Below are 24451 nucleotides of genomic sequence, written 5' to 3' on the forward strand. Positions count from 1 at the left end.
TTGAAGCACCAGTTGAACATCATCATCGGCAGCACCCGGCCGGGCCGGGCCGGGCCGGTTTTCGCTCACTGGCTGGAGCGGTTCGCGCGCGAGCACGGCAAGTTCGAACCGGTGCTGACCGACATCGCCGCCTTCGATCTGCCGGTGCTGGACGAGCCGCACCATCCCAGGCTCGGCAACTACCTGAACGATCATACCAAGGCCTGGTCGAAGGCCGTCGATGCCGCCGACGCTTTCGTCTTCGTGGCACCGGAATATAATTACTTCGTCGCACCGGCCATCGTGAACGCGATCGACTATCTCTCGCGCGAATGGAAATACAAGCCCGCCGCCATCTTCAGCTATGGCGGCGTTTCCGGTGGCCTGCGCGCGGCACAGGCGCTCAAGCCGCTGCTGACCTCCGTCGGCGTCATGCCGGTTCCGGAAGGCATCGCGCTGCCGCTGTACCAGAAGCTGCTGGGGACCGACGGCTCCTTCGAAGCGAGCGAGCAGGTGCAGGGCGGGGCAAGAACCATGCTGGAGGAGTTGCTGCGCTGGAGCGAGGCGCTGAAGCCGATGCGCGCCGGCTGATGCAAGCCGGCTCGCCCGCGCCGTAGACAGGCGGAATGTCGGCAAACGACCGAACCGTGGGCGGTTCGGCCTGCGTTTGCCATGCGCTTTGCTGCTGATGCTTTTGATGGCCGCCATCGCGGCAGCCGGCGCCAAGATAGAAGTTCACGATCAAAATTCCTGCGCGACCGGCTGGCTAAGGTCAAAGCCTCTCGCCAATAGCTGGCCGACGGTGCGCTTTTCCGCCCGGAAATGCCTGCAAACCTTGGAAAAACCACCTTTAACGCCTATATCTAGGCCATATTGAAAGCGCGATTCGGGGGCGATTTTTCGCGCTCCACCAGCCGCCTCTAGACAACAGGTTTTCATGAGCGACCAGACTGAGAACGCCAACGGCGCCGAAGCCGAATACGGCGCAGATTCCATCAAGGTTTTGAAGGGCTTGGATGCCGTCCGCAAACGGCCCGGCATGTATATCGGCGACACCGATGACGGTTCGGGCCTGCATCACATGGTCTATGAGGTCGTCGACAACGCCATCGACGAGGCACTGGCCGGTCATGCCGATCTCGTCACGGTGACGCTCAATCCCGACGGTTCGGTCACCGTCATCGACAATGGGCGCGGCATTCCCACCGATATCCATCCCAGCGAAGGCATTTCGGCAGCCGAAGTGATCATGACGCAGCTGCATGCCGGCGGCAAGTTCGACCAGAACTCCTACAAAGTGTCCGGCGGCCTGCACGGCGTCGGCGTCTCTGTGGTCAACGCCCTGTCGGCCTGGCTGAAGCTCAAGATCCGCCGCAATGGCAAGATCTTCGAGATGAGCTTCACACACGGCAATGCCGACGCGCCGCTGAGCGTTACCGGCAGCTATGAACAGGACAAGCAGCCCGGCACCTATGAAGGCCGCAGCGGCAGCGAGATCACCTTCTTTCCGTCGTCCGAGACCTTCACGATGGTCGAATTCGATTTCGGCACGCTGGAGCATCGGCTGCGCGAGCTTGCGTTCCTGAATTCGGGTGTGCGCATCGTGCTAACCGACGCCCGCCACGCCGACGTCGTGCGGCATGAACTGCACTATGATGGCGGCCTGGAGGAATTCGTCAAATATCTCGACCGGGTCAAGAAACCGCTGATCGACAAACCGATCGCCATCAGGGCCGAGCGCGACGGCATCACCGTCGAAGTGGCCATGTGGTGGAACGACAGCTACCACGAGAATGTGCTGGCCTTCACCAACAACATCCCGCAGCGCGACGGCGGCACCCATCTCGCCGGTTTTCGCGGCGCCCTGACGCGTCAGATCACCGGCTATGGCGATTCCTCGGGCCTGACCAAGAAGGAAAAGGTGTCGCTGATCGGCGACGATTGCCGCGAGGGGCTGACGGCAGTGCTGTCGGTCAAGGTTCCCGACCCGAAATTCTCCTCGCAGACCAAGGACAAGCTGGTCTCCTCGGAAGTCCGGCCCGTGGTCGAAGGGCTGGTCAACGAGGCGCTCGGCACCTGGCTCGAAGAACATCCGAGCGAAGGCAAGGTCGTGGTCGAGAAGGTAATCCAGGCCGCCGCGGCGCGCGAGGCCGCGCGCAAGGCGCGCGACATCACCCGCAAGACCTCGCTGGGCGTCACCTCGCTGCCCGGCAAGCTTGCCGACTGCCAGGAACGCGATCCGGCGAAGTCTGAGATCTTCATCGTCGAGGGCGATTCGGCCGGCGGCTCCGCCAAGGGCGGCCGCTCGCGCCAGAACCAGGCCATCCTGCCGCTGCGCGGCAAGATTCTCAATGTCGAGCGCGCCCGCTTCGACCGCATGCTCAGTTCCGACATGATCGGCACGCTGATCACCGCGCTCGGCACGTCGATCGGCAAGGACGAATTCAACGCCGACAAGCTGCGCTACCACAAGATCATCCTGATGACCGACGCCGATGTCGACGGCGCGCATATCAGGACGTTGCTGCTCACCTTCTTCTTCCGGCAGATGCCGGAATTGATCGAACGCGGCCATCTCTATATCGCCCAGCCGCCGCTTTATAAGGTGACGCGAGGCAAGAGCTCGCAATACATCAAGAACGAAAGCGCGTTCGAGGAATTCCTGATCGGCTCGGGACTGGAAGAAGCCTCGCTCACGCTCGGCTCCGGCGAGGTTCGCGCCGGACAGGACCTGCGGGCGGCGATCGACGATGCGCTCGCCGTGCGCCAGCTCATCAACGGCCTGCACACGCGCTACAACAGAGGCGTCGTGGAGCAGGCGGCGATCGCCGGCGGGCTCAATGCCGACGTCGTCGCCGATCTTGGCCGCGCCAATGCGATGGCGGAGCGGATCGCGCAACGTCTCGACATCATTGCCGAGGACACCGAGCGCGGCTGGACCGGCCGGATGTCGACTTCGAATGAGGGTATCGGCGGTTATGTGTTCGAACGCACGGTGCGCAGCGTCAAGGAATACGCCCATCTCGATATGGCGTTGATCAATTCAGCCGATGCGCGACAGCTCGACCGCTACGCGCAGCGGCTCAGCGACGTCTATGGAGCGCCGCCCGTGCTGCGCCGCAAGGATGTCTCGGAACCCATCTCGGGACCGTTGGCACTGCTCAACGCGGTGTTCGCGACCGGCCGCAAGGGCCTGACCATGCAGCGCTACAAGGGCCTGGGCGAGATGAACGCCGAGCAGCTTTGGGAAACCACGCTCGATCCGAACGTGCGTTCGCTGCTGCAGGTCAAGGTAAACGACGCCACCGACGCCGACAGCCTGTTCTCGCGGCTGATGGGCGACGAGGTCGAGCCGCGGCGCGAGTTCATCCAGGACAACGCGCTGTCGGTGGCCAATCTGGACATTTAATCCGGAGTCATCCCGGGACCATTGGCGCGCGTCGGTCGCGCCAGTGTTTCCGTTGCGAGATTCATTCGAACCGCCGGAACGGAAGCTTCTTTCCAGCATTGTGACAGTATCGATCACAATTCCTGGCGAAGGAGGCTCCCATGGGACGCGGCATCTTGCTCTGGTTACTCGGGGTTCCAATCCCGATCATCCTTCTCATCATGCTTTTCGCGCGATAGGGGGCTGTCATGCAGTCCACCCTGTCGATCACGGATGATCCCGGCGCGGTGGAATCGTCCGCCACCGCTATCAGCTGGGGTCCGATCATCGCCGGTGCCTTCGCCGCCTCGACATTGACCTTCATCCTGATGCTGCTCGGCTCCGGCCTGGGGTTGAGCATGGTCTCGCCATGGTCGGGCTCAAGCGCCTCTATCACCAGCTTCGCGGTTTCGACCGCGGTCTGGCTGATCGTCGTGCAATGGCTGTCATCCGGCCTCGGTGGCTATCTTGCCGGCCGGCTGCGCACCAAATGGGTGGGCGTGCATACCGACGAGGTTTATTTCCGGGATACGGCTCATGGCTTCCTGGCATGGGCGCTGGCGACGCTGCTGGTCGTCGGCGTACTCGGCTCGGCGCTGTCGGCGGCTGTGGGTTCCGGCGTCCAGGCTGTATCCAGCGTGGCCGCCGGCGCCGCCCAGGGCGCTTCGGCCGGTGCATCGGCCAATGCAGGCGGGGCATCGACGGACAATGCCACATCCTATCTGGTGGACTCGTTGTTCAGGCCGGCGGACGCGGCGAGACTGGCGGCAGCCAATCCGCAAAACGACGCGGCGGCGGCGGCGCAGGCATCGCGCATCCTGGTCGCCAGCGCTGCGGCTGGCGAGGTTTCGCCCGAGGACAAGACATACCTGTCGCAGCTGGTCGCGGCACGCACCGGCCTGTCGGAAGCAGACGCCAAGACGCGTGTCGATACGCTGCTGGCAAAGGCGCAGGACGCCAAGGCCAAGGCCCAGCAGGCGGCCGATACCGCCAGGAAGGCGAGCGCCACATTTGCGCTCCTCGGCGCCCTGTCGCTGGTCATCGGCGCCTTCATCGCCAGCGCCGCGGCCGCCCTCGGCGGCAGGCAGCGCGACGGCGAGGAGGCCGTGTTCCTGACCAGCCGTTGAACATCGTCCCAAGTCCAAAACTGAAGAAGCCCGGCGAGCCGGGCTTCTTCATGCGGACGATCTGACCGGGTCAGTGATCCATGGCCTTGACGATTTCCTCGGTCATCTTCTTGGCGTCGCCGAGCAGCATCATGGTGCCGTCCTTGTAGAACAGCGTGTTGTCGATGCCGGCATAGCCGGAGCCGAGCGAGCGCTTGACGAACAGGCAGGTGCGCGCCTTGTCGACGTCGAGGATCGGCATACCGTAAATAGGTGAGGACTTGTCATCCCGCGCGGACGGGTTGGTGACGTCGTTGGCGCCGATGACATAGGCGACGTCGGCCTGCGCGAATTCGGAATTGATGTCCTCGAGCTCGAACACTTCGTCGTAAGGCACGTTGGCTTCGGCCAAGAGCACGTTCATGTGGCCCGGCATGCGGCCGGCCACGGGGTGGATGGCGTATTTGACGTCGACGCCATTGGCCTTGAGCTTGTCGGCCATCTCGCGCAGCGCATGCTGCGCCTGGGCGACGGCCATGCCGTAGCCCGGCACGATGATGACCTTCTGCGCGTTCATCATCAGATAGGCCGCATCGTCGGCCGAGCCCTGCTTGACCGTGCGCTCGATCCCATCATCAGCGCCCGCGGCCGCAGTCTCACCACCGAAGCCGCCGAGGATGACGGAGATGAAGGAGCGGTTCATGCCCTTGCACATGATGTAGGACAGGATGGCGCCCGACGAGCCGACCAGGGCGCCGGTGATGATCAGCGCCAGATTGCCGAGCGTGAAGCCGAGTGCGGCCGCCGCCCAGCCCGAATAGGAATTGAGCATCGACACCACGACCGGCATGTCGGCGCCGCCGATGGGGATGATGAGCAGCACGCCCAGCACCAGCGATGCGGCAACGATGAGCCAGAAGACGAGCTTCGATTCGGTGGTGACCAAAAGCACGATCAGCACGACCAAGGCGATGCCAAGCGCGATGTTGATGAAATGGCGGCCGCCGATCATGATCGGCTTGCCGGACATGCGCCCGTCAAGCTTGAGGAAGGCGATGACCGAGCCGGTGAAGGTGATGGCGCCGATGGCCACACCCAGGCTCATTTCGACCAGCGCCTGGGCGTGGATGTCGCCCGCCGTGCCGATGCCGAAGCTTTCCGGCGCATAGATGGCGGCGGCAGCGACCATCACGGCGGCAAGGCCGACGAGCGAATGGAAGGCGGCGACCAGTTGCGGCATCGAGGTCATGGCGATGCGCCTGGCCGTGACGGCACCGACGCCGCCGCCAATGGCAAGGCCGAGCACGATCAGGCCGAAGCGTCCGGCCGATGGCGTGGCCAGCGCCAGCGTGGTGGCGATGGCGATGCCCATGCCGATCATGCCGTAGAGATTGCCCTGCCGGCTGGTGGTCGGGTGCGACAGGCCGCGCAGCGCCAGGATGAACAGAATGCCGGAGACCAGATAGAGGAAGGAGGCGAGATTGACGGTCACGTCACTTGTCCTTCTTCTTGTACATTGCCAGCATGCGCTGGGTGACGAGGAAGCCGCCGAAGATGTTGACCGACACCAGCATCAGCGCGACGAAGCCGAAGCCCGCGGCGACGCCCGAGGCGGCAATGCCGACGGCAAGCAGCGCGCCGACGACGATGACCGAGGAGATGGCGTTGGTGACGGCCATCAGCGGCGTGTGCAGCGCAGGCGTCACCGACCAGACGACGTAATAGCCGACGAAGATCGCCAGCACGAAGATGGCCAGGCGGAAGACGAAGGGATCGATGGCGCCGCCCGACAGCGCGTGCGCGGCGTCGCCGGCCGCCTCAGCGCCTCCGGGAGCATTTGCCAGGTTCTGCACCGCCAGCCGGACGGCGGCACTTGCCTGGTCGAGCTGGTCGAGGGCTTTCTGCAAGGTCTGATCCATCACGCGGTCCCTTTCGGCTTGGGCGAGGGCGACTTTGGCGAGGGCGACTTTGGCAGCGAGGGCTTGGATGCGGCGGCTTGCTTGGGCGCGGCTTTCCTAGGCGCGGCTTTCTTGGGCGCCGAAGCATCGGCGACCATTGTGCTGGCCGGGATCGCCGGCGGTTCGATATATTGGCCCTTTGGCGGCTGCTGGTCGGCCTTGGCGAAGGCCGGATGGACGATCTTGCCGCCGTCGGTCAGCATGGTCGCCTTGACCAGGTCGTCATCGCGGTTGATGGCAAGCGTCTTCGTCGCCTTGTCGACCAGGGTCTCGAGGAAAGCAAAAAGGTTCCTGGCGTAGAGCAGCGAAGCGGAGGCCGCGACGCGGCCCGGCACGTTGAGATGGCCGACGATCTTGACGCCGTTGGCCGTCGTCACGACCTTGCCAGGCACAGCGCCCTCGACATTGCCGCCGCGCTCCACAGCAAGATCGACGATCACCGAAGCGGGCTTCATCGAGGCGACCATGTCAGCCGACACCAGCCTCGGCGCCGGGCGGCCGGGGATCAGCGCCGTGGTGATGACGATGTCCTGCTTGGCGATGTGCTCGGCGGTCAGCGCCGCCTGCTTGGCCTGGTATTCCTTGGACATCTCCTTGGCGTAGCCGCCGGCGGTCTCGGCCGCCTTGAACTCTTCGTCCTCGACGGCGAGGAACTTTGCGCCAAGCGAGGCGACCTGTTCCTTGGCGGCGGGGCGCACATCGGTCGCGGTGACGACCGCGCCGAGCCGGCGCGCTGTGGCGATCGCCTGCAGGCCGGCGACGCCGACGCCCATGATGAACACCTTGGCGGCAGGAACAGTGCCGGCCGCCGTCATCATCATCGGCAGCGCCCGGTCATATTCGGCAGCGCCGTCGATCACCGCCTGGTAGCCGGCAAGGTTAGCCTGCGAGGACAAGACGTCCATCGACTGGGCGCGCGTGATGCGCGGCATGAATTCCATCGCAAAGGCGGTCACCCCGGCCTTGGCCAGTGCCGCGACGGCGGCATCGTTGCCATACGGATCCATGATGGCGATGACCGCAGCGCCTGACTTGTAGCTTTTCAGCTCCGCATCAGTCGGCCGGCGCACCTTCAGCACCACGTCGGTCTTAGCCACATCGCCGGCCTTGCCGATTGAAGCGCCCGCCTTGGCGAACTCCTCATCGGGAATGCGCGATCGCGTGCCGGCACCGGCCTCCACAACCACTTCAAGACCCAGGCCGGCCAGCCGTTTCACGGTATCGGGCGAAGCCGCGACGCGCGGCTCGTTCGCATCGAGCTCACGAGGGATGAAAACCGTCTGTCCCACCGCATGATCCTTTCGGCTGGAACCTGTTTGCGCAAAGTGTCGGCCGGGGCGTCCGGCGACGTCAAAGGCAATGGGGTTTTGGAAAGACTATCGCAGAATGAAGGCGCCGACGGCCATGATCAGGACGAACAGGATAGTCGCCGAGAAGAAGCCGCCCGCGAAGAAACCGAAAGCCATCGCCAGAAGTATGGCGCCGCAGAAGAGTGATCCGTATTTGGCCAGCATGAGGAAGCCCGCATAGGTGCGGTCGTGCTCGGCATAGTCCATCTTCGCGCCCAGTTCGACAGGACCGGTCGGCGTGTGCTCAGCCATAGGAATACCCCTTCGAAGACATCTTTCAGGCACATAGCGAAAAGCCGCGCCGAGAGCAATGGCGCTATTGCCGCATCGCAGCCGACAACTGCCTCAAGGGAAATTTGAAGCAAAGCGCCCCTGCGTTCGGCAGAATCGCCGAACCGCTCCGGCTGCTTGTTTTCGCGCAATCCCGGACGAAGCCGGCTGGCGCGTCAACCGCGCTGTCCGTCTTTAGCCGGCGAGGTGCGGAAACAATCCAAGCAGGCCGGCTATGATCAGGTAGAGCGCGACGATGTAGTTCAGCAGCCGTGGCATGACCAGAATCAGCACCCCGGCGATCAGCGAGATAAGCGGCGTGAGCGCGAGCTGGGAAATATGCATGTCGGGGTCCTTTTGGCAGATACGTCGAAATGAAGACGCGGAGGGTCAACGCGCCGCCGTCATCAAAACGCGGATCTGGCCGGAAAGCTCCGGAGCTTTGCAAAATCAGGGGCCTCAGGCGGCCTCACGATAATATTTCGCCGTCGGCACGATAGACAAGGGCGTCAGCCGATTGATGGCCGGATTGGCGAACATCAACCGCTGTTCCATGGGCGTCGACCTGAAGAATGGGAAACGTTCGAGCGTCAGGCGCATATTTTCGCCGGCGGGGATTTCGAACAGGGCGATCCGGGTAAGAACGCCCGGAAACTCCTTAGCCTCGGTCCTCTGCACGGCATTGAAGTAACGAGAATAAAAATTGGAATGCTCGACCTTGACCGGCGTCAGCACAGAGTTCTGGCCAAAATAGAGCGAGGCCACCATGGCAAGCCTGAGTGTCAGAAACGGCAGCACTCCGGGTGCCGGCGCGGCATCAGGATCGGTTGCGAAGCGGGTTCCGTCGATGAAGGTTTCTCCGCGGGCAAGCCGCTCGATCAGTATTTCCGGATAGGCATCAACGGAGGGCGAATTCGGGTGCTCGATGGAAATGTAATGGAAGCGGATTGTGCTCACCAATTCGCCGTAGCAATAGACACCGAATCGGTAGGAATTGGGTAGATTGTCCCAGCGATCCTCGAACATGCCGCTGGCGAGCGGGCCGCACATGCCGGAGCGCAGATAGGACTTATAGCGAAGCCGGTAAATCGCTTCCAAATCCTCGCCCCCGGTAATGAGGCGATAATCGACATGCTCAAGCAGTTGCATCATCGATCGATTCAGCACCGAATCCCCGGCTGTGCTTACCCCGCCAGACGCATTCCTTGTAGCTGTTGCAGCATCCATCGTCTGTCCTCGAATTCGACCTAGGATAGGCTATTCGAGTTGAAATGAGACACAAGCCGAAATTTAGATCTTGTTGATTTACATTCCGTTAACCTTAATGGCCGGGAGCCGCTTGAGAATATCTTACTGAGCAATCGTCCGAGCGATTGCCACTGAGAGGATGTGGATCATGCCTCCGATACATCTGCGTAGTGAGGAAGACCTTTCAGCAGCATTGCGCAAAGGCAAAATCACGGCGGAACCGTATCCTGTCATCGAACGATTGAGTTCGACATCAAAGAGCATCGTGCGACTCGCAACGCGCGGGGAATCCAATCGAGCGAAGTCGAAAATTACGGCGCTAACGGACCGTCCGTTTACCGGTGCGACGCAGGTCAGCGGCGAATGGCCAGGTGACATTCGACATCGTCTCGATACCCGACGCACTGAGCGCGGCACCGAACAGGAAGCCCTGCACGAGATCCGGTTTCACTTGCAAGGCCAGGATCTTGAGCTGCTCAAAGGTCTCGACGCCTTCGACAGTCACCGAAAGTCCAAGCGGCCGCGACAGATTGACAATGCCCTTCAGCAGCTCCAGCGAACGCTTGCTCTGGGTGACGTCCATCAAGAAGGAGCGATCGATCTTGATCTTGTCGAGCGGCAGCTTGTGCAGATAGCTCAGGCTCGAATAGCCGGTACCGAAATCGTCAAGTGCGATGCGCACACCGATCTGCTTCAGTTCCTCGATATATTGACGTGTCAGCGACTTGTCATCGAGCAGCGCCGTTTCGGTGACCTCGATCTCCAGCCGGCCGGCGGCAAGGCCGGAGCTGGCCAGAGCGTCGCGAACCTTCTGGATGACGTCCCGGTTGCGGAAATCCTTGGCGGAGAGATTGACCGAGACGCTGGTGTGGTCCGGCCATTTGGCGCATTCGGTGCAGGCTGCCTGCAGCACGAAGGTGCTGATCTCGGAAATGATGCCCATTTCCTCCGCCAGCGGAATGAAGATGCCGGGCGAAATCGGCCCGAGGTCGGGATGGTCCCAGCGGCACAGCGCCTCGCAGCTGGCGATGCGCATCGTGCTCATCGCCACGATCGGCTGGTAGACGACGCGCAGGGCCTTGCCTTCCACCGCGCTGCGCAGATCCGCCTTCATCAGCTGGCGGTTGCGGAACGCAGCGTCCATGGCGGCCTCGAACAGCCGCCAGCCGTTCTTGCCGAGCTCCTTGGCCTTATAGAGCGCCAGGTCCGCCTTGACGATCATGGCATCGACGTCGGTATCCCTGACCCGTGACAGCACGGCGCCGGCGCTGGCCTGGATGCGCAGCCCGTGGCCGGCGACGTCCACCTCCCCTTGCAACGCTGCAAAGATCTCGTCGATCTGAAGGGTCAGATGGCTCTCATCCTCTATGCGGTCGAAGAAAACCATGAATTCGTCGCCGCCGAAGCGGCTGACGGTGATGCCTTGTCCCGCAACGGCGGCAAGACGCTCGGCCACCGCGTAGATCAATCCATCGCCGATCGGATGCCCGAGCGTGTCGTTGACGCTCTTGAAATCGTCGAGGTCGAGCACGGCAAGGCCGCAGAGGCGGTCACGGTCGCCTGACGCCATCGCCTCGCCGATCAGTTCGTGGAAATAGGCGCGATTGGGCAGGCCGGTGAGATTGTCATAGCGCGCCATGAAGCGGATCTTGTCTTCCGCCTCGACGCGCGCCGTCACGTCCTCGAAGGTGATGACCCCGAGTTCCTGGCTGCCTTCGCGGGCGGAGAATTCGTAGTGCTGGCCATTGGCGAGCGAAACCAGGACCTTACGGTCGCGGCCCTCGCGCAATGCACGCGTCAGCTGGGCTTCGATGTAGCGGCAGTCCTTTGGGGCCAGCATGCCGCCCACGACGCCGCGCATCAACAGACCATGGATTGACCGCCCAAGCAGAGCATCGGCCGATTTGAGCGACATCAGATGCGCGGCCTCGGCATTGGCGACCGCCACCCGACCGTCCGGGCCAAGCATGACGAGGCCATGCGACATGGTATTGAGCGCGCGATCGAATCTGAGCGCGAGCTTCCTCGCTTCCTTGTGGCCGATGACGGCCGAGAAAAGCACATCGCGGACGTGGTCGGCGCTGTTGATCGTGACGAAAGTCAACGGGATGATCATCAGACCGAGAATGACCGAAGGCACATCCATGCGCAGCAAAAGTGCAAGTGCTGCCGGACCGATGAAGGTCACGGAAAAAACCCGCACCATAATGGGAGAGCCATAGTTCCTGCCAACAACCGTCACCAAGGTCGCGATGGCCAGCGACGTCGCGGCCAGTTCGGCAAAGGGATCGGGATAGACATAGATCGATATGAAGCACAGTGCGCCCAACGTGAGGCCCTGCACGCTGCCCTTGAGGATGTAGTTGCGCTCCCACCGATGCGCCTCCTGGACGTCGGCTATTACACCGCCTGACTTCCGGAAGGCGCGAATGCCGAAATAGCGGTAAAGGCAGATGGACAGCAGAACAAAAGAGAAAGCCAGGAACAACGGATTGTTCGTACGCAAGTAGATCATTAGCCCGAGGATCCAGTAGCACACGCCACCGATCACCAGCATGTGGGCGTTGTCGAACAACGACCGCACAAACTGGATATAGACATCCGCTGGGATGTTTTCGGTCTTTGTTCTGCCCATGTCGTCGGCCCAACGCTAGGCCTCGTCATCTCACATCCGCCTTAAGAAAGGCTTAGAACAGCGGTTTTGGGCGGCTTGCCGAAGGCGCGCAAAGCAGGACAGACTGGGAGAATTGGGCTTTAGGTAAACAAGGCCATCACTCGGCGGCCTGGAGTTCCGCCCTCGCTGATGTGCCGGACAGGCGCTCGAGCAGCCTTTGGCGCTCGCCGGCTGCCTTTTGAGCGCTGGCTTGGCGAACATGGCCGTAACCGCGGATGAGTGCCGGCACCGAGACGAGGGCCGTGGCGGCCTCGATGGTGTCCGGTGCCAGCGAGTTGGCGACGCGTTGCAGGTCGGCCTCATATTGCGCCAGCAATTGCCGCTCCATGCGCCGCTCGGCGGTGTAGCCGAACAGGTCGAATGCTGTCCCGCGCAGGCCCTTCATCGCCGCCAGCATGCGGAACCCTTTCATCATCCAGGGACCGAAGCTCGATTTCCTCGGTTTGCCGTCATTGCCGCGACGGCCCAGAACCGGCGGCGCCAGGTGGAATTCGAGTTTTTCGTAACTCTGGAACTGCTTGCCGAGTTCGGCGGCGAAGGAGCCGTCGGTATAGAGCCGCGCCACCTCGTATTCGTCCTTGATCGCCATCAGCTTGAACAGGTTCCTGGCCGCCGCTTCCGTCACGGCGCTCGAACCGGGCGCTGCCTTGGCTTCGGCCGCGCGCAGGGCAGCGATCCTGCCGGCGTAGCGCTTGCCATAGGCGGCGTTCTGATAGGCGGAAAGGAAAGCGATCCGGCGGGCAATGATTTCGTCCAGCGTCTGGGCAATGGTGGCGGGTTGGCCGTCCTTGTCCGGCTGGACGAGGCCACGCACGAAGTCCGGCTGATGCGCGGCGCGGCGGCCCCAGCGGAAGGCGGCGATGTTCATCCCCACCGCCTCGCCGTTCAATTCGATCGCCTTTTCGACGGCTTGGGCCGACAGCGGCAGACCGCCATGCTGGAAGGCGAAGCCGAGCATAAACATGTTGGCGCCCAGCGAATTGCCGAACAGGACGGTGGCTGTGCGGGTAGCGTCGAAGAAATGCGCCCTGTCGTCGCCGGCAGCAGTGCGGATCGCCTTCTTCAAGCGCTCGATGGGCAGCGAGAAATCGGCCGAGCGGGCAAACTCGCCCGGCATGATCTCGGCAGTGTTGGCGAGGAAGATGGTGTGGCCCTCGCGCACCGCGGCCAGCACCTTCTTGGCGCCCGACACGACGAGATCGCAGCCGAGCACGAGATCGGCTTTGCCGGCCGAGACACGGATGGCGTGGATGTCATCGGGCGTGCGGGCGATGCGGACATGTGTGAACACCGAACCGCCCTTCTGGGCAAGCCCGGCCATGTCGATCATGCCGCAGCCCTTGCCTTCGAGATGAGCCGCCATGCCGAGCACGGCGCCGACGGTGACGACGCCGGTGCCGCCGACGCCGTCGATGATCGCCGCCCAGCCCTGTTCGCCGAGCGGGAATTCGGCGGCTGCTGGAACGCCGTCGAGCGGATCGGTCTTGCCGGCGATGCCTTCGGCCTTGCGGATCTTGGCGCCATGCACCGTGACGAAGGACGGGCAGAAGCCATTGACGCAGGAAAAATCCTTGTTGCAGCTCGACTGGTCGATCCGGCGCTTGCGGCCGAACTCGGTCTCCACCGGCTGGATGGAGACGCAGTTCGATTGGACGCCGCAGTCGCCGCAGCCCTCGCAGACCAGTTCGTTGATGAAGACCCGCTTGTCGGGATCGGGAAAGGTTCCGCGCTTGCGACGGCGGCGCTTTTCGGCGGCACAGGTCTGGTCGTAGAGCAGGATCGAAACCCCGCTGACGCCGCGCAGCTCGCGCTGGACGAGATCGAGATCGTCGCGGTGATGGATGGTGGCGCCAGCCGGGAACTCGACCTTGCCGGCATATTTGTCGGGTTCGTCGGTGACGACGGCGATGCGCTCGATCCCTTCGGCTCGCACCTGCCTGGCGATCATGTCCACCGTCAGGCCGCCTTCATGCGGCTGGCCGCCGGTCATGGCCACCGCGTCGTTATAGAGTATCTTGTAGGTGATGTTGGCGCCCGACGACAGCGCGAAGCGGATCGCCAGCGTGCCGGAGTGGTTGTAGGTGCCGTCGCCGAGATTCTGGAAAATGTGGTCGCGCTTGGAAAAGGGCGCCTGGCCGACCCACTGCGCCCCCTCGCCACCCATGGCGGTGAAGCCGACAGTATTCCTGTCCATCCACAGTGCCATGAAATGGCAGCCGATGCCGGCCGCGGCGATCGAGCCATCCGGCACCTTGGTCGAGGAATTGTGTGGGCAGCCGGAGCAGAAGAAGGGCGTGCGGGAGCCGATGTCCGACGCGTCTGCGAGCATGGCCTGGAACTGGCGCAGCTTCGCCACCCGCGCTGAAATCTCTTCCGACGGACCGATGGTTTTCACGATCCTTTCGCCAAGGGCAATGGCGATTTCGTTGGGGTCGAGCGCGCCCTTGGCCGGAAACAGCCAGTCGCCGCGCTCGTTCTTCTTGCCGACGATGACGGGCTGCGTGGCGGTGCCGTAGAGGCTCTCGCGAAGCTGCACCTCGATCAGCGAACGCTTCTCCTCGACGACGACGATGGTGTCGAGGCCGCGCGCGAACTCGGCAATGTGCTGGAAATCGAGCGGCCAGGGGCAACCGACTTTGAACAGCCGCACGCCGATGCGGCCGGCGGCCGCCTCGTCGATGCCGATATCCTCGAGCGCCTGGCGGACGTCGAGATAGCTTTTGCCGATGGTGATGATGCCGATCCTGGGATTGCGGCCGCCCGAATAGACGACGCGGTTCAGCCCGTTGGCATGGATGAAGGCCGACGCGGCGGCGCGCTTGTACTCATGCAGCCGCTCCTCCTGGCCGAGCATGTCGATCTCGTGGCGGATGTTGAGGCCGCCGGGCGGCATGTCGAACTCGGGATTAACGATGTTCAGACACTCGATCGAGGCATCGACCGAGGCCGTCGATTCGATGTTGTCCTTGACGCATTTGATGGCCGCCCATGTGCCGGCGAAGCGCGACATGGCAAAACCGTAGAGCCCGTAATCGATTATCTCCTGGACACCGGCCGGGTTGAGGATCGGCACCATGGCGTCGACGAACAGGAATTCGGTGGCATGCGCGTTGGTCGAGGATTCGGCCATGTGGTCGTCGCCCATCAAAGCGAGCGCACCGCCATGTTTCGACGAGCCGGCCAGATTGGCGTGGCGGAAGACGTCGCCGGAGCGGTCGACCCCCGGACCCTTGCCGTACCAAACCGAAAAAACGCCGTCATGGGTGCCTTCGCCCAGCAGTTCCGTCTGCTGCGATCCCCAGCAGGCGGTAGCGGCGAGTTCCTCATTAAGGCCGGGCTGGAAGACGATGTCGGCCTGGGCGAGCTGTTTTTTTGCCTTCCACAGCTGCATGTCGAGGCCGCCCAGCGGCGAACCGCGATAGCCGGAGACGAAGCCGGCCGTGTTCAGGCCCGCGCGGCGGTCGCGCTCGCGCTGCATCAGCAGCATGCGGATGACCGCCTGGGCGCCGGACAGGAAGATGCGTTCCTTCCCCAGGTCGAACTTGTCGTCGAGCGCGACGTCGTGCAGCGTCATCAGGCATTTCCTCTGCGGAGGCCGCGCGGGGGCAGGCAGCCAGCGTCGGGATCGGATGACGCATCCTTTCTCCCCTTGCAAGACAGGTCAAACGAAATCGGACGTGACAGGCAACGCGCAACGAACGATCCGCCGTCATCTCTTGCCCGGTATGAAATCGCCCCGCGAGCAATGTCCGGCGTACGAAAATTTCGCTTGCTTTTCGGCTTGGCGGCGAGCGTCAGGTCCCCTTGGAGCAGTCGGGCTTCGGCTCGCCCGGCAGCTTGCCGTCGGGGTGGCCGACGAGATCGGGATTGGCGGTGTAGAGCTGGTCAATGACGAGCGGCCGGTCGGGCAGGATGGACTGGTCTTCGGTGGACATCAGCGTGGTGTCGATCTTCTGCAGGACCGCGCCGTCGGAACCCTTGATAGCGATGGCGATCGTATAAGGCTTGTTCTTGACGACGCAGGTCAAAGCCGGGCTCTCCAGCGTCACCTTGTCGAGCTTGGGCCAGACCTTCTGCTCGACCACCAACGGCGCGCCGCCGGCCGGATCCTGGAAGCTGGCGACCGCGACCTGGCCCTCTCCCATCGGGCGCAGGGGCCGCAGCGTCACGACATAGGTCGCCCTGGCAAGACGATAGTTGAAGACGAATATCTTGCCCGAAATCTCGAACAACTTGCCTTCACCGTCCTTGGCGGTGTCGCGGCAGGCGCCGAGCGCCATCGCCGCGATCAGCGCCATGCCGAGCAGGGCTGAACGAGAGCTAATCCTGGACATTGTTGACCTCATTGGCCGCCCTGCGGCGGCGATAGTGGCGGCTTGCCTTCTGGCGGTTGCCGCAGACCGCCATGTCGCACCACAGGCGGCTGGAATTGCGGCTGCGGTCGACGAACAGCCAGGTGCAGTTGGGGCAGATCCTGAGCCTGGCGACCGTGTCGTTGCGCAGCAGCGACAGGGCGGAAACCGCCAGTGCCGCTTCGAATGCGATCGGCGTTGCCGGATCGCCGAACGGCTTTCCGGGCGCTACGATCTCGGTCCGGCTGCCGGCAAGGCCGTCGGCGCAGGCCCCCAGCAAGCCTGAGAGATGATCGGTGGCGACGGCGCCCCTCAACACGGCGTGGCGAAACAACCGGTCCGTCGCCTCGCGGATCGCCAGCACGACAGGCGCGATTGCTGTCGGCGCGGAGACCGCCAGCCGCCTGCCGCCAAGCTCGGCGGCGCGAAAGCCGCTCGCCGCGTCCGCGAAGCGGGCGATCTCGCGCGGATCGTCAAAACGGTCGAAGGTCCTCTCGGGATCGGCACGCAGCACGACGGTGTTCGCCGTGTCGAGCGCGAGCAGGCCGCCGGTGAAGCGGTGCGGGGTCCAGGATACCGTCATGTCCGAAATCTAACCGATAAATGGCATTTGACAAGTTAGATTCGACGATGCAAGTCTGCCCTGAAGCGGGTATTGCCGCTCTCTGTCTGGAGCGTATCGTCGTCCCAAAACCGCTATGCGCTTTGGGCGACATGCCCCCGAGGATTTTCGCATGCTGTATCTGTTCCAGCAGGTCCTGAACGGGCTGCATTCAGGCGCACTCTATGCGCTGCTGGCGTTCGGCTATGTGCTGACCAACGGCATCCTGCACCGCACCAACCTGGCCTATGGCGCGCTGTTCGCCTTTTGCGGACAGACGATGATCCTGACCGCCGCCTTCGGCTATCAGGTGCTGTGGCTGACGCTGACGGCGGCGGTGGTGCTCGGCGTCGCAGCGGCTTTCCTCTACGCCGCGCTCATCAGCCGCGTCCTGTCGCGCAGCGTCTTCGAACCGCTGGCCGACCGCTCGCCCAATGCGATCGTGGTGACCACGCTTGGCATCCTGCTGGTTTTGTCGGAAGCAAGCCGCATCGCGGCCGACACGCATGATCTGTGGCTGCCGCCTATGCTGGCGCAGCCTGTCGTTTTCGCGCAGGATGCCCGCTTCAAGGCGACATTGACGCTGATCCAGCTGCTCGATTGCGCCGTGGTGCTGGCGGCGGTGGCGCTTGCGGCATGGGCCTTTGCCCATTCGAATTTCGGCCGGCGCTGGCGCGCCGTCTCCGACGATCCCAAGGCGGCCGCCATGTGCGGCGTCGATGTGCGCGCCGTGTTCCGCCACGCAGTGCTGTTCGGCGGTTTCTGCGCCGCGCTGGCCGGCGTCATGGCCGGCCTCTATTACGGCAATGTCAGTTTCGGTTCCGGCCTCGTCTACGGGCTGAAGATCCTGTTCGTGACGGCGGTCGGCGGCTATCTCTCACCGCCGCGGGCGGCCCTGGGCGCTGCCGCCTTCGGCATGGCCGAGTCGCTGTGGGCCGGCTATTTCCCGGTGGAATGGCGCGACGCATGGATGTACCTGTTCCTCGTCGCCATGCTGGTGCTGATCGGCGCTGGCCGCGACCAGACCAAGATCGCGTGATCAGCATCAGACTTTGGTTGCATGACGCCTGCCACCGATGAGCCTGTTTCGGCAACGAAACGATCTCCTTAACGCTTTGATTTTGCCCACGAACCCTGCCGGAAGCCGGTTCCGGTTTTCCGAGCCCTGCGCCGCAGCCCTGCGCTTCGTCGGCTTCCTCGTCTCACAACCGCGTTGACAGCGCCGCTCCTGTGTTGACCCGTCCTGCCACGCACGGCATACGGTTAGGCCACAGCGGCGCGGCGTAAAACAACGGGGAGCCGTCGCGCCTCGGACAAAAGGGAGGAATGCATGGCAGGGCTTCTCGCTCTATCCAGGACGATCGACCGTGTGAACGAGTTCATCGGCAAATGGATATCGTGGTTGATCCTGCTGGCAATCCTGGTGAGCGCCGCTAACGCGACCATCCGCAAGGTGTTCGACACCTCGTCGAATGCGTGGCTGGAGCTGCAATGGTACCTGTTCGGCGCCGCCTTCATGCTGGCGGCGGCCTACACGCTGAAGCAGAACGACCATATCCGCATCGACATCGTCTATGGCCTGTTCCCGCGCCGCGTGCAGCACTGGATCGACCTTTTCGGCCATGTCTTTTTCCTGATGCCGTTCGTGACGCTGATGGTGATCTATTTCGTCCCCTACGTGTCGCTTTCGTTCCGCAGCGGTGAAATGTCGAACAATTCCGGCGGGCTGATCATCTGGCCGGCAAAGGCGATCCTGCTGGTCGGCTTCTTCCTGCTAGCGCTGCAGGGCATCTCCGAGATCATCAAGAAGATCGCCATCATGCGCGGCGACATGGACGACCCGACCCCGTTCATATCGGCGCATGAGCAGGCGGAACTCGAAGCCAAGGCACTGGCCGACGAGGTGCGCTCGTGATCGAGTTCATCGCCCAGAACATGGCGCCGATCATGTTCGCCTCGCTGGTCCTCTTCCTGCTGATCGGCTATCCCGTCGCCTTCTCGCTCGCCGCCAACGGACTTTTGTTCTTTTTCATCGGCGTGCTGGTCTCACCCTATTCGGGCGGCTCGATCAATCTCGCCTGGCCGCTGCTGCATGCGTTGCCGGATAATTTCTACGGCAGCCGGGTGATGTCGAACGACACGCTGCTGGCGATCCCTTTCTTCACCTTCATGGGCATCGTGCTCGAGCGATCGGGGATGGCGGAAGACCTGCTCGATACGATCGGCCAGCTGTTCGGGCCGATCCGCGGCGGGCTTGCCTATGCCGTGATCTTCGTCGGCGCGCTGCTGGCCGCGACGACCGGCGTGGTGGCGGCATCGGTCATCGCCATGGGGCTGATCTCGCTGCCGATCATGCTGCGCTACGGCTATGACCGCCGGCTGGCGTCCGGCGTCATCGCCGCGTCCGGAACGCTCGCCCAGATCATCCCGCCGTCGCTGGTGCTGATCGTGCTCGCCGACCAGCTCGGCCGCTCGGTCGGCGACATGTATGCGGGCGCGCTGATCCCCGGCATCGTGCTGACCAGCCTCTACATGCTCTACATCCTGATCATGACGATCGTCCGGCCGAATTCGATGCCGGCGCTGCCGCTGGAAGCACGCACGCTCGGCCATGGCGTCGTGTCGCTGCTGGTCGCGTTGCTGGCGACGGTGGCGATCTCCTACGCGGCCTACCGCTATCTCGCACCGACCCATGGCGACAATGCCGACATCCTCGGCGCCAGCATCGGCGTGGCCGTGATCTATATCGTTGCGATCGCCGATCAGCGCCTGAAAATCAACATGATGTCGCGGCTGGCGCAGCAGGTCGTGATCGTGCTGATCCCGCCATTGGCGTTGATCTTCCTGGTGCTGGGCACCATTTTCCTTGGCATCGCCACTCCAACCGAGGGCGGAGCCATGGGCGCTGTCGGCGCGCTTGCGATGGCGGCGATCAAAGGCCGGCTGTCGCTCGATGTGGTCAAGCAGGCGCTCGCTTCGACGACAAGGCTGTCGTCCTTCGTGCTGTTCATCCTGATCGGCGCGCGCGTCTTCTCCCTCACCTTCTACGGCGTCAACGGCCACATCTGGGTCGAGCATCTCTTGACCTCGCTGCCGGGCGGCGAGGTCGGCTTCCTGATCGGCGTCAACATCCTGGTCTTCGTGCTTGCCTTCTTTCTCGATTTCTTCGAACTGGCCTTCATCATCGTGCCGCTGCTGGCACCGGCCGCCGACAAGCTCGGCATCGACCTGATCTGGTTCGGTGTGCTTCTGGGCGTCAACATGCAGACCAGCTTCATGCATCCACCCTTCGGCTTCGCGCTGTTCTACCTGCGCTCGGTCGCCGCCCGGGTGCCCTATCTCGACCGCTTGACCGGCAAGCAGATCGCGCCGGTGACCACGGGCCAGATCTATTGGGGCGCCGTGCCGTTCGTCTGCATCCAGGTGATCATGATCGGGCTCACCATCGCCTTCCCGCAAATGGTGATGCACTACAAGGGCACAGCGGTCGATTCCGGCACGATCGACTATACGGTGCCGGAGGTGCCGGGACTGACGCCGCTCGGCACGCCGCCGGCCGGTACCGGAACCGCACCCGCCACTGGCGCCGCGCCGCCCGCCGCGCCTGCCGCACCCGACCTGTCGCAACCGCCGAACTTCGGCGACACGGCGCCCGCCAAACCGGCGGCACCACAGCCGGATCTGTCGCAGCCGCCGAACTTCAACTGATGCCGGAGGTCGCAAAATCATGAAAGCGGTACGGCTGGAAGCGGTTGGCAGCATCACGCTGCGCGAGGTCGCCAAGCCGGTTCCCGGGCCTGACGATCTGCTGGTGCGCATCGAGTCCTGCGGCGTCTGCGGCACGGACCGGCATCTCTTCCACGGCGAGTTTCCCTGCCGGCCGCCGGTAACACCCGGCCATGAGTTCTCCGGCATCGTCGAGGCAATGGGACATTCGGTGAGCGGCTTCTCGCTCGGCGACCGCGTCACCGGCGACCCCAACATCGCCTGCGGACGCTGCCGCCATTGCCATGCCGGCCGCATCAATTTGTGCAGCAATCTCAATGCCATCGGCATCCATCGCGACGGCGGCTTCGCCGACTACGTCGTGTTGCCGCAGAAACAGGCCTTCATCCTGCCCGCGGACTTGAAGCCGACGCACGGCGCCTTCTGCGAGCCTCTCGGCTGCTGCCTGCATGGCGTGGATCTGGCCGAGATCAAGCCCGGCTCCTCGGTCGCCATACTTGGCGGCGGCGTGATCGGCCTGCTCACAGTGCAACTGGCAAGGCTTGCAGGGGCGACGACCATCATCCTGTCGACGCGACAGGCCTCACGGCGCGCACTGGCCGAGGAGCTCGGCGCGACGGCAACGGTCGACGCAAGCGCCGCCGACGTCATCGATGCCATCTCCGGGCCAGCGGGACTGGTGCCCGGCGGTGTCGACGTGGTGCTCGAATGTGCCGGTGTCCAGAAAACGGTCGAGCAGTCGCTGCGGCTGGCGAGGGCCGGCGGCACGGTCGTCATTGTCGGCGTGGTGCCGCAAGGCATGAAGGCGGCGTTCGAGCCCTTCGATCTTCTGTTTCGCGAGTTGAAGGTTCTCGGCTCCTTCCTCAATCCCTACACGCACCGCCGCGCCGCCGAGCTGATCGCTTCGGGCGCGATCGAGATCGACCGGCTGATCTCCAGGCAGGTGCCGCTGGAAGAGGCCGCCGCGGTAATCGCCAACCCGCCTGCCGCCGGCGAGGTCAAGGTGGTGGTGGTGCCGGACCGAGGCTGAGTGCCGCTGTCGCTTCGAACCCGTTCGACCCCCGGCCCTGCGGCGCAAGTTTCGACGCCTTCGACTATCGATGTTTCCAGCACCGACGCCCAACGAATAAACCCCGGACTACCGAGTCCGGGGTCTTCGAAAAGGAGGCAGAAAAACCTTACAGCTTGCCGTTGCGCTGCTGGACCATCATGAAGGTGTCGTAATTGTACTCGGCCACCTGCGCCCAGAGATAGTGCTCCTTACGGAAGCCCTTGATCGAGTCCCAGATCTTCTTAAACGGCGCGTTCGAGGCTTCCATTTCGGCGTAGACCTCATTGGCCTTCTCGAAGCAGGCGGACATGATCTCCTGGCTGAACGGACGCAGTTTGGCGCCGCCGGCCACCAGCCGCTTCACCGCCGCAGGATTGAGATAGTCGTATTTCTGCAGCATGTTGGCGTCGGCGGCTTGCGCGGCGGTATGCAGCAGCGACTTGTAAGTCGGCGAAAGCTCTTCGTATTTCGCCTTGTTGAACATCAGGTGGACGGTCGGGCCGCCTTCCCACCAGCCTGGATAGTAGTAGTAGGGCGCAACCTTATAGAAGCCGAGCTTCTCGTCGTCATAGGGGCCGACCCATTCGGCTGCGTCAATGGTGCCCTTTTCGAGCGCCGGGTAGATGTCGCCGCCGGCGATCTGCTGCGGCACGACGCCGAGCTTCTGCACAACCTTGCCGGCGAAGCCGCCGATGCGCATCTTGAGGCCGGAAAGGTCGGCCACCGTGTTGATCTCCTTGCGGAACCAGCCGCCCATCTGCACGCCGGTATTGCCGCCAGGCAGGCCGAACAAGCCTTGCGTGGCGAGAAATTCGTTGAACAGGTCGATGCCGCCGCCATGATAGTGCCAGGCATTCATGCCGCGCGCGTTGAGCGAGAACGGAACCGCCGCGCCCAGCGCCCAGGTCGGATCCTTGCCCCAGTAATAATATGCCACCGTGTGGCAGGCCTCGACCGTGCCGGCGGTCGTGGCGTCGGCCGCCTGAAGGCCGGGCACCAGCTCGCCAGCGGCGAAGACCTGTATCTGGAAGTTGCCGTCGGTGGCTTCCGAAAGCATCTTTGAGAAGACCTCGGCGCCGCCATAGATCGTGTCGAGCGATTTGGGAAAGGACGACGCCAGCCGCCAGGTCACCTTTGGATTGGACTGGGCTATGGCCGGCGCGGCGAGCGTGGCGGCGGCCACAGCGGCGCCAACGCCGGTCGTCCCGGCCTTGCGGATGAATGAACGACGATCCATGAAGTCCTCCCTTTTGGATCAACAAACCGACGTGCGGCGCATGCTCGATGCCCCGCACGGCTGGGCGAAACAATACACGGGCAAGGAGTCGAGTCCAGCGTGGCGGCCTGATTTGACGGCGTGTGCGCAGGGCCTTGCAACTATAGTCTAACGGGCCGTTTGGTGGCCCATCCGACGGACCGAAACTTGTCATGGAAAAATGTGCTGGGATCGCCTATTTTGAGGGCAGGATTCCCCGGCCCAGATGGAAAACAAAGCCAAAATGCAGCAGCCGCTCGTCGCCGTATCGACCGACGTCCGTCAATTCGACAACTACACCTGGCATGCCGCCCCACAGCAATATCTGGAGGCGGCGATCGCCGGCGCCGGCGTGTTTCCGGTGCTGGTGCCCTCGTTCGGCGATCGGCTCGATTTCGATGAGCTGCTGTCGTCGGTCGACGGCGTCATGCTGACCGGCTCGAAATCCAATGTCGACCCCTCGCTCTATGGCGGCGATGCCAGCGAGGCGAACGGCCCCTATGACCCGGCACGCGACGCCACCACCTTGCCGCTGATTCGCAAAGCGATCGAGCGTGGCGTGCCGCTGCTTGCCATCTGCCGCGGCATCCAGGAGATGAACGTGGCGCTGGGCGGCACGCTGGGCACTGAAATCCAGGAGCGTGAAGGCTCGCTCGACCACCGCGCGCCGGTGAGCGACAATCAGGACGAACGTTTCGCGATTCACCAGACCGTTTCGATCAAGGCGGGCAGTTGCCTGGCCGGTGTGTTTGGGGCCGGCGACATGAAGGTCAACTCGTTGCACCGCCAGGCAATCGGCCGGCTTGGTTCGAAGCTGCAGATCGAAGCCGTGGCCGACGACGGCACCGTCGAGGCGGTCTCTGTAAAGGATGCCCGCGCTTTCGCGGTCGGCGTCCAGTGGCATCCCGAATACTGGGTCAAGTCGGATAGTAACTCGGCCAAGATCTTCCGGGCCTTCGGCGACGCGGTTCGCCTGCATGCGGCTGCCAAAGCCGGCGCCCGCGCGGCGGCGGAGTAATCAGTCGTCGGTGCTCGGGTCCCCGGCGGCCGCCAGCGACAGCAGCGGCAGTGCGGGAGCGTAGGATTCGAATCCGTCGCCATCGGCGACCGCGAAGGTGACGATCGGATCGACGCCGTTGACGCTGAAGGCGACCGTGCCGTCCTCCTGCTCGCGCCAGAATTTCGCCCGCTCGATGCCTGGCATGAGTCGGCTACAGTTCGGAGCCACCGTCAAAAGCGACAGGCCGTCCGAGACGGTGGCGCCGCGTTTGATTGCGCAAACCCCCTCATCACCATTGGCGACCAGCCTGTAGGTGTCGGGCGGCGCGGCCTCTTCAGCGACGCTTTCACCAGTGCCGCCATGAAACAGCTGAACGCCGCCAAACAGGGCGGCGGCTCCGATCAGTACGGAAAGCGTTTTCATGGTGATCCTCATCCATGCGTACGGACAGGATG

At 63.5% G+C, this 24451-nt stretch carries 20 protein-coding genes; 8 read left to right on the forward strand and 12 right to left on the reverse strand.

Features of this window, described 5'->3' with window-relative positions:
- From FJ946_RS15270 to FJ946_RS15280, 3 genes are all read left to right on the forward strand, one after another.
- Entirely contained in the window at positions 1 to 570 is a 570-nt protein-coding gene (locus FJ946_RS15270; RefSeq protein ID WP_140497272.1) for an NADPH-dependent FMN reductase, read from the forward strand.
- Between the two features lie 346 nt (positions 571 to 916).
- Positions 917 to 3388 (forward strand): DNA topoisomerase (ATP-hydrolyzing) subunit B, encoded by a 2472-nt coding sequence (gyrB, locus tag FJ946_RS15275; RefSeq protein ID WP_140512864.1) that lies wholly within the window; start codon positions 917 to 919, stop codon positions 3386 to 3388.
- Positions 3389 to 3615: 227 nt separating this feature from the next.
- Positions 3616 to 4533, forward strand: coding sequence for a hypothetical protein (locus FJ946_RS15280; RefSeq protein ID WP_140564986.1), 918 nt, complete (start codon positions 3616 to 3618; stop codon positions 4531 to 4533).
- 70 nt (positions 4534 to 4603) lie between these two features.
- Here the strand turns inward: FJ946_RS15280 and FJ946_RS15285 are convergent, their stop codons facing one another.
- The 10 genes from FJ946_RS15285 to FJ946_RS15330 all read right to left on the reverse strand — a co-directional run bounded on the left by FJ946_RS15285 (position 4604) and on the right by FJ946_RS15330 (position 16946).
- Positions 4604 to 6004, reverse strand: a complete 1401-nt coding sequence (locus FJ946_RS15285) for an NAD(P)(+) transhydrogenase (Re/Si-specific) subunit beta (protein ID WP_140512860.1) — start codon at positions 6002 to 6004, stop codon at positions 4604 to 4606.
- Position 6005: 1 nt separating this feature from the next.
- Positions 6006 to 6431, reverse strand: a complete 426-nt coding sequence (locus FJ946_RS15290) for an NAD(P) transhydrogenase subunit alpha (RefSeq protein ID WP_140512858.1) — start codon at positions 6429 to 6431, stop codon at positions 6006 to 6008.
- Entirely contained in the window at positions 6431 to 7759 is a 1329-nt protein-coding gene (locus FJ946_RS15295) for a Re/Si-specific NAD(P)(+) transhydrogenase subunit alpha (RefSeq protein WP_140732240.1), read from the reverse strand. The genes FJ946_RS15290 and FJ946_RS15295 overlap by 1 nt, the downstream gene beginning before the upstream one ends.
- An 87-nt stretch (positions 7760 to 7846) precedes the next feature.
- Positions 7847 to 8071, reverse strand: coding sequence for an aa3-type cytochrome c oxidase subunit IV (locus FJ946_RS15300; protein ID WP_140501115.1), 225 nt, complete (start codon positions 8069 to 8071; stop codon positions 7847 to 7849).
- 213 nt (positions 8072 to 8284) lie between these two features.
- On the reverse strand, positions 8285 to 8434 hold the full coding sequence (locus tag FJ946_RS15305) for a DUF3096 domain-containing protein (RefSeq protein WP_140501117.1): 150 nt from the start codon (positions 8432 to 8434) through the stop codon (positions 8285 to 8287).
- Between the two features lie 114 nt (positions 8435 to 8548).
- Complete coding sequence (locus FJ946_RS15310; RefSeq protein WP_140501119.1) at positions 8549 to 9316, reverse strand: hypothetical protein; 768 nt, start codon at positions 9314 to 9316, stop codon at positions 8549 to 8551.
- Positions 9317 to 9656: 340 nt separating this feature from the next.
- Positions 9657 to 11972, reverse strand: a complete 2316-nt coding sequence (locus FJ946_RS15315; RefSeq protein ID WP_140567808.1) for an EAL domain-containing protein — start codon at positions 11970 to 11972, stop codon at positions 9657 to 9659.
- Positions 11973 to 12108: 136 nt separating this feature from the next.
- Positions 12109 to 15585 carry an indolepyruvate ferredoxin oxidoreductase family protein gene (locus FJ946_RS15320; protein ID WP_140567810.1) on the reverse strand — a complete coding sequence of 1159 codons (3477 nt, stop codon included), beginning with the start codon at positions 15583 to 15585 and terminating at the stop codon, positions 12109 to 12111.
- A gap of 220 nt (positions 15586 to 15805) precedes the next feature.
- Positions 15806 to 16357 (reverse strand): hypothetical protein, encoded by a 552-nt coding sequence (locus FJ946_RS15325; RefSeq protein WP_140558751.1) that lies wholly within the window; start codon positions 16355 to 16357, stop codon positions 15806 to 15808.
- Positions 16332 to 16946 carry a CGNR zinc finger domain-containing protein gene (locus tag FJ946_RS15330; protein WP_140567812.1) on the reverse strand — a complete coding sequence of 205 codons (615 nt, stop codon included), beginning with the start codon at positions 16944 to 16946 and terminating at the stop codon, positions 16332 to 16334. The genes FJ946_RS15325 and FJ946_RS15330 overlap by 26 nt, the downstream gene beginning before the upstream one ends.
- Positions 16947 to 17097: 151 nt before the next feature.
- Between FJ946_RS15330 and FJ946_RS15335 the strand changes: the two genes are divergently transcribed.
- The 4 genes from FJ946_RS15335 to FJ946_RS15350 all read left to right on the forward strand — a co-directional run bounded on the left by FJ946_RS15335 (position 17098) and on the right by FJ946_RS15350 (position 21720).
- Positions 17098 to 18003: a branched-chain amino acid ABC transporter permease gene (locus tag FJ946_RS15335; protein ID WP_140501129.1), complete on the forward strand. Its 906-nt coding sequence runs from the start codon at positions 17098 to 17100 to the stop codon at positions 18001 to 18003.
- 291 nt (positions 18004 to 18294) lie between these two features.
- Positions 18295 to 18879 (forward strand): TRAP transporter small permease subunit, encoded by a 585-nt coding sequence (locus FJ946_RS15340; protein WP_140501131.1) that lies wholly within the window; start codon positions 18295 to 18297, stop codon positions 18877 to 18879.
- Positions 18876 to 20672, forward strand: coding sequence for a TRAP transporter large permease subunit (locus tag FJ946_RS15345; protein ID WP_181167623.1), 1797 nt, complete (start codon positions 18876 to 18878; stop codon positions 20670 to 20672). The genes FJ946_RS15340 and FJ946_RS15345 overlap by 4 nt, the downstream gene beginning before the upstream one ends.
- A gap of 19 nt (positions 20673 to 20691) precedes the next feature.
- Positions 20692 to 21720, forward strand: coding sequence for a zinc-dependent alcohol dehydrogenase family protein (locus FJ946_RS15350; RefSeq protein ID WP_140567815.1), 1029 nt, complete (start codon positions 20692 to 20694; stop codon positions 21718 to 21720).
- A 148-nt stretch (positions 21721 to 21868) separates the two neighbouring features.
- On the opposite strand, the gene FJ946_RS15355 is transcribed toward FJ946_RS15350, so the two are convergent.
- Positions 21869 to 22978 (reverse strand): TRAP transporter substrate-binding protein, encoded by a 1110-nt coding sequence (locus tag FJ946_RS15355; protein WP_140525590.1) that lies wholly within the window; start codon positions 22976 to 22978, stop codon positions 21869 to 21871.
- A gap of 262 nt (positions 22979 to 23240) precedes the next feature.
- On the opposite strand from FJ946_RS15355, the gene FJ946_RS15360 reads away from it, so the two are divergent.
- A complete protein-coding gene (locus tag FJ946_RS15360; RefSeq protein ID WP_140567890.1) occupies positions 23241 to 24014 on the forward strand; it encodes a gamma-glutamyl-gamma-aminobutyrate hydrolase family protein in 774 nt (257 codons plus the stop codon).
- On the opposite strand, the gene FJ946_RS15365 is transcribed toward FJ946_RS15360, so the two are convergent.
- Complete coding sequence (locus FJ946_RS15365; RefSeq protein WP_140501137.1) at positions 24015 to 24419, reverse strand: hypothetical protein; 405 nt, start codon at positions 24417 to 24419, stop codon at positions 24015 to 24017.
- Positions 24420 to 24451 lie beyond the last annotated feature (32 nt).

Origin of the sequence: Mesorhizobium sp. B2-4-7, from assembly GCF_006442685.1 — a bacterium.
GTDB lineage: Bacteria > Pseudomonadota > Alphaproteobacteria > Rhizobiales > Rhizobiaceae > Mesorhizobium.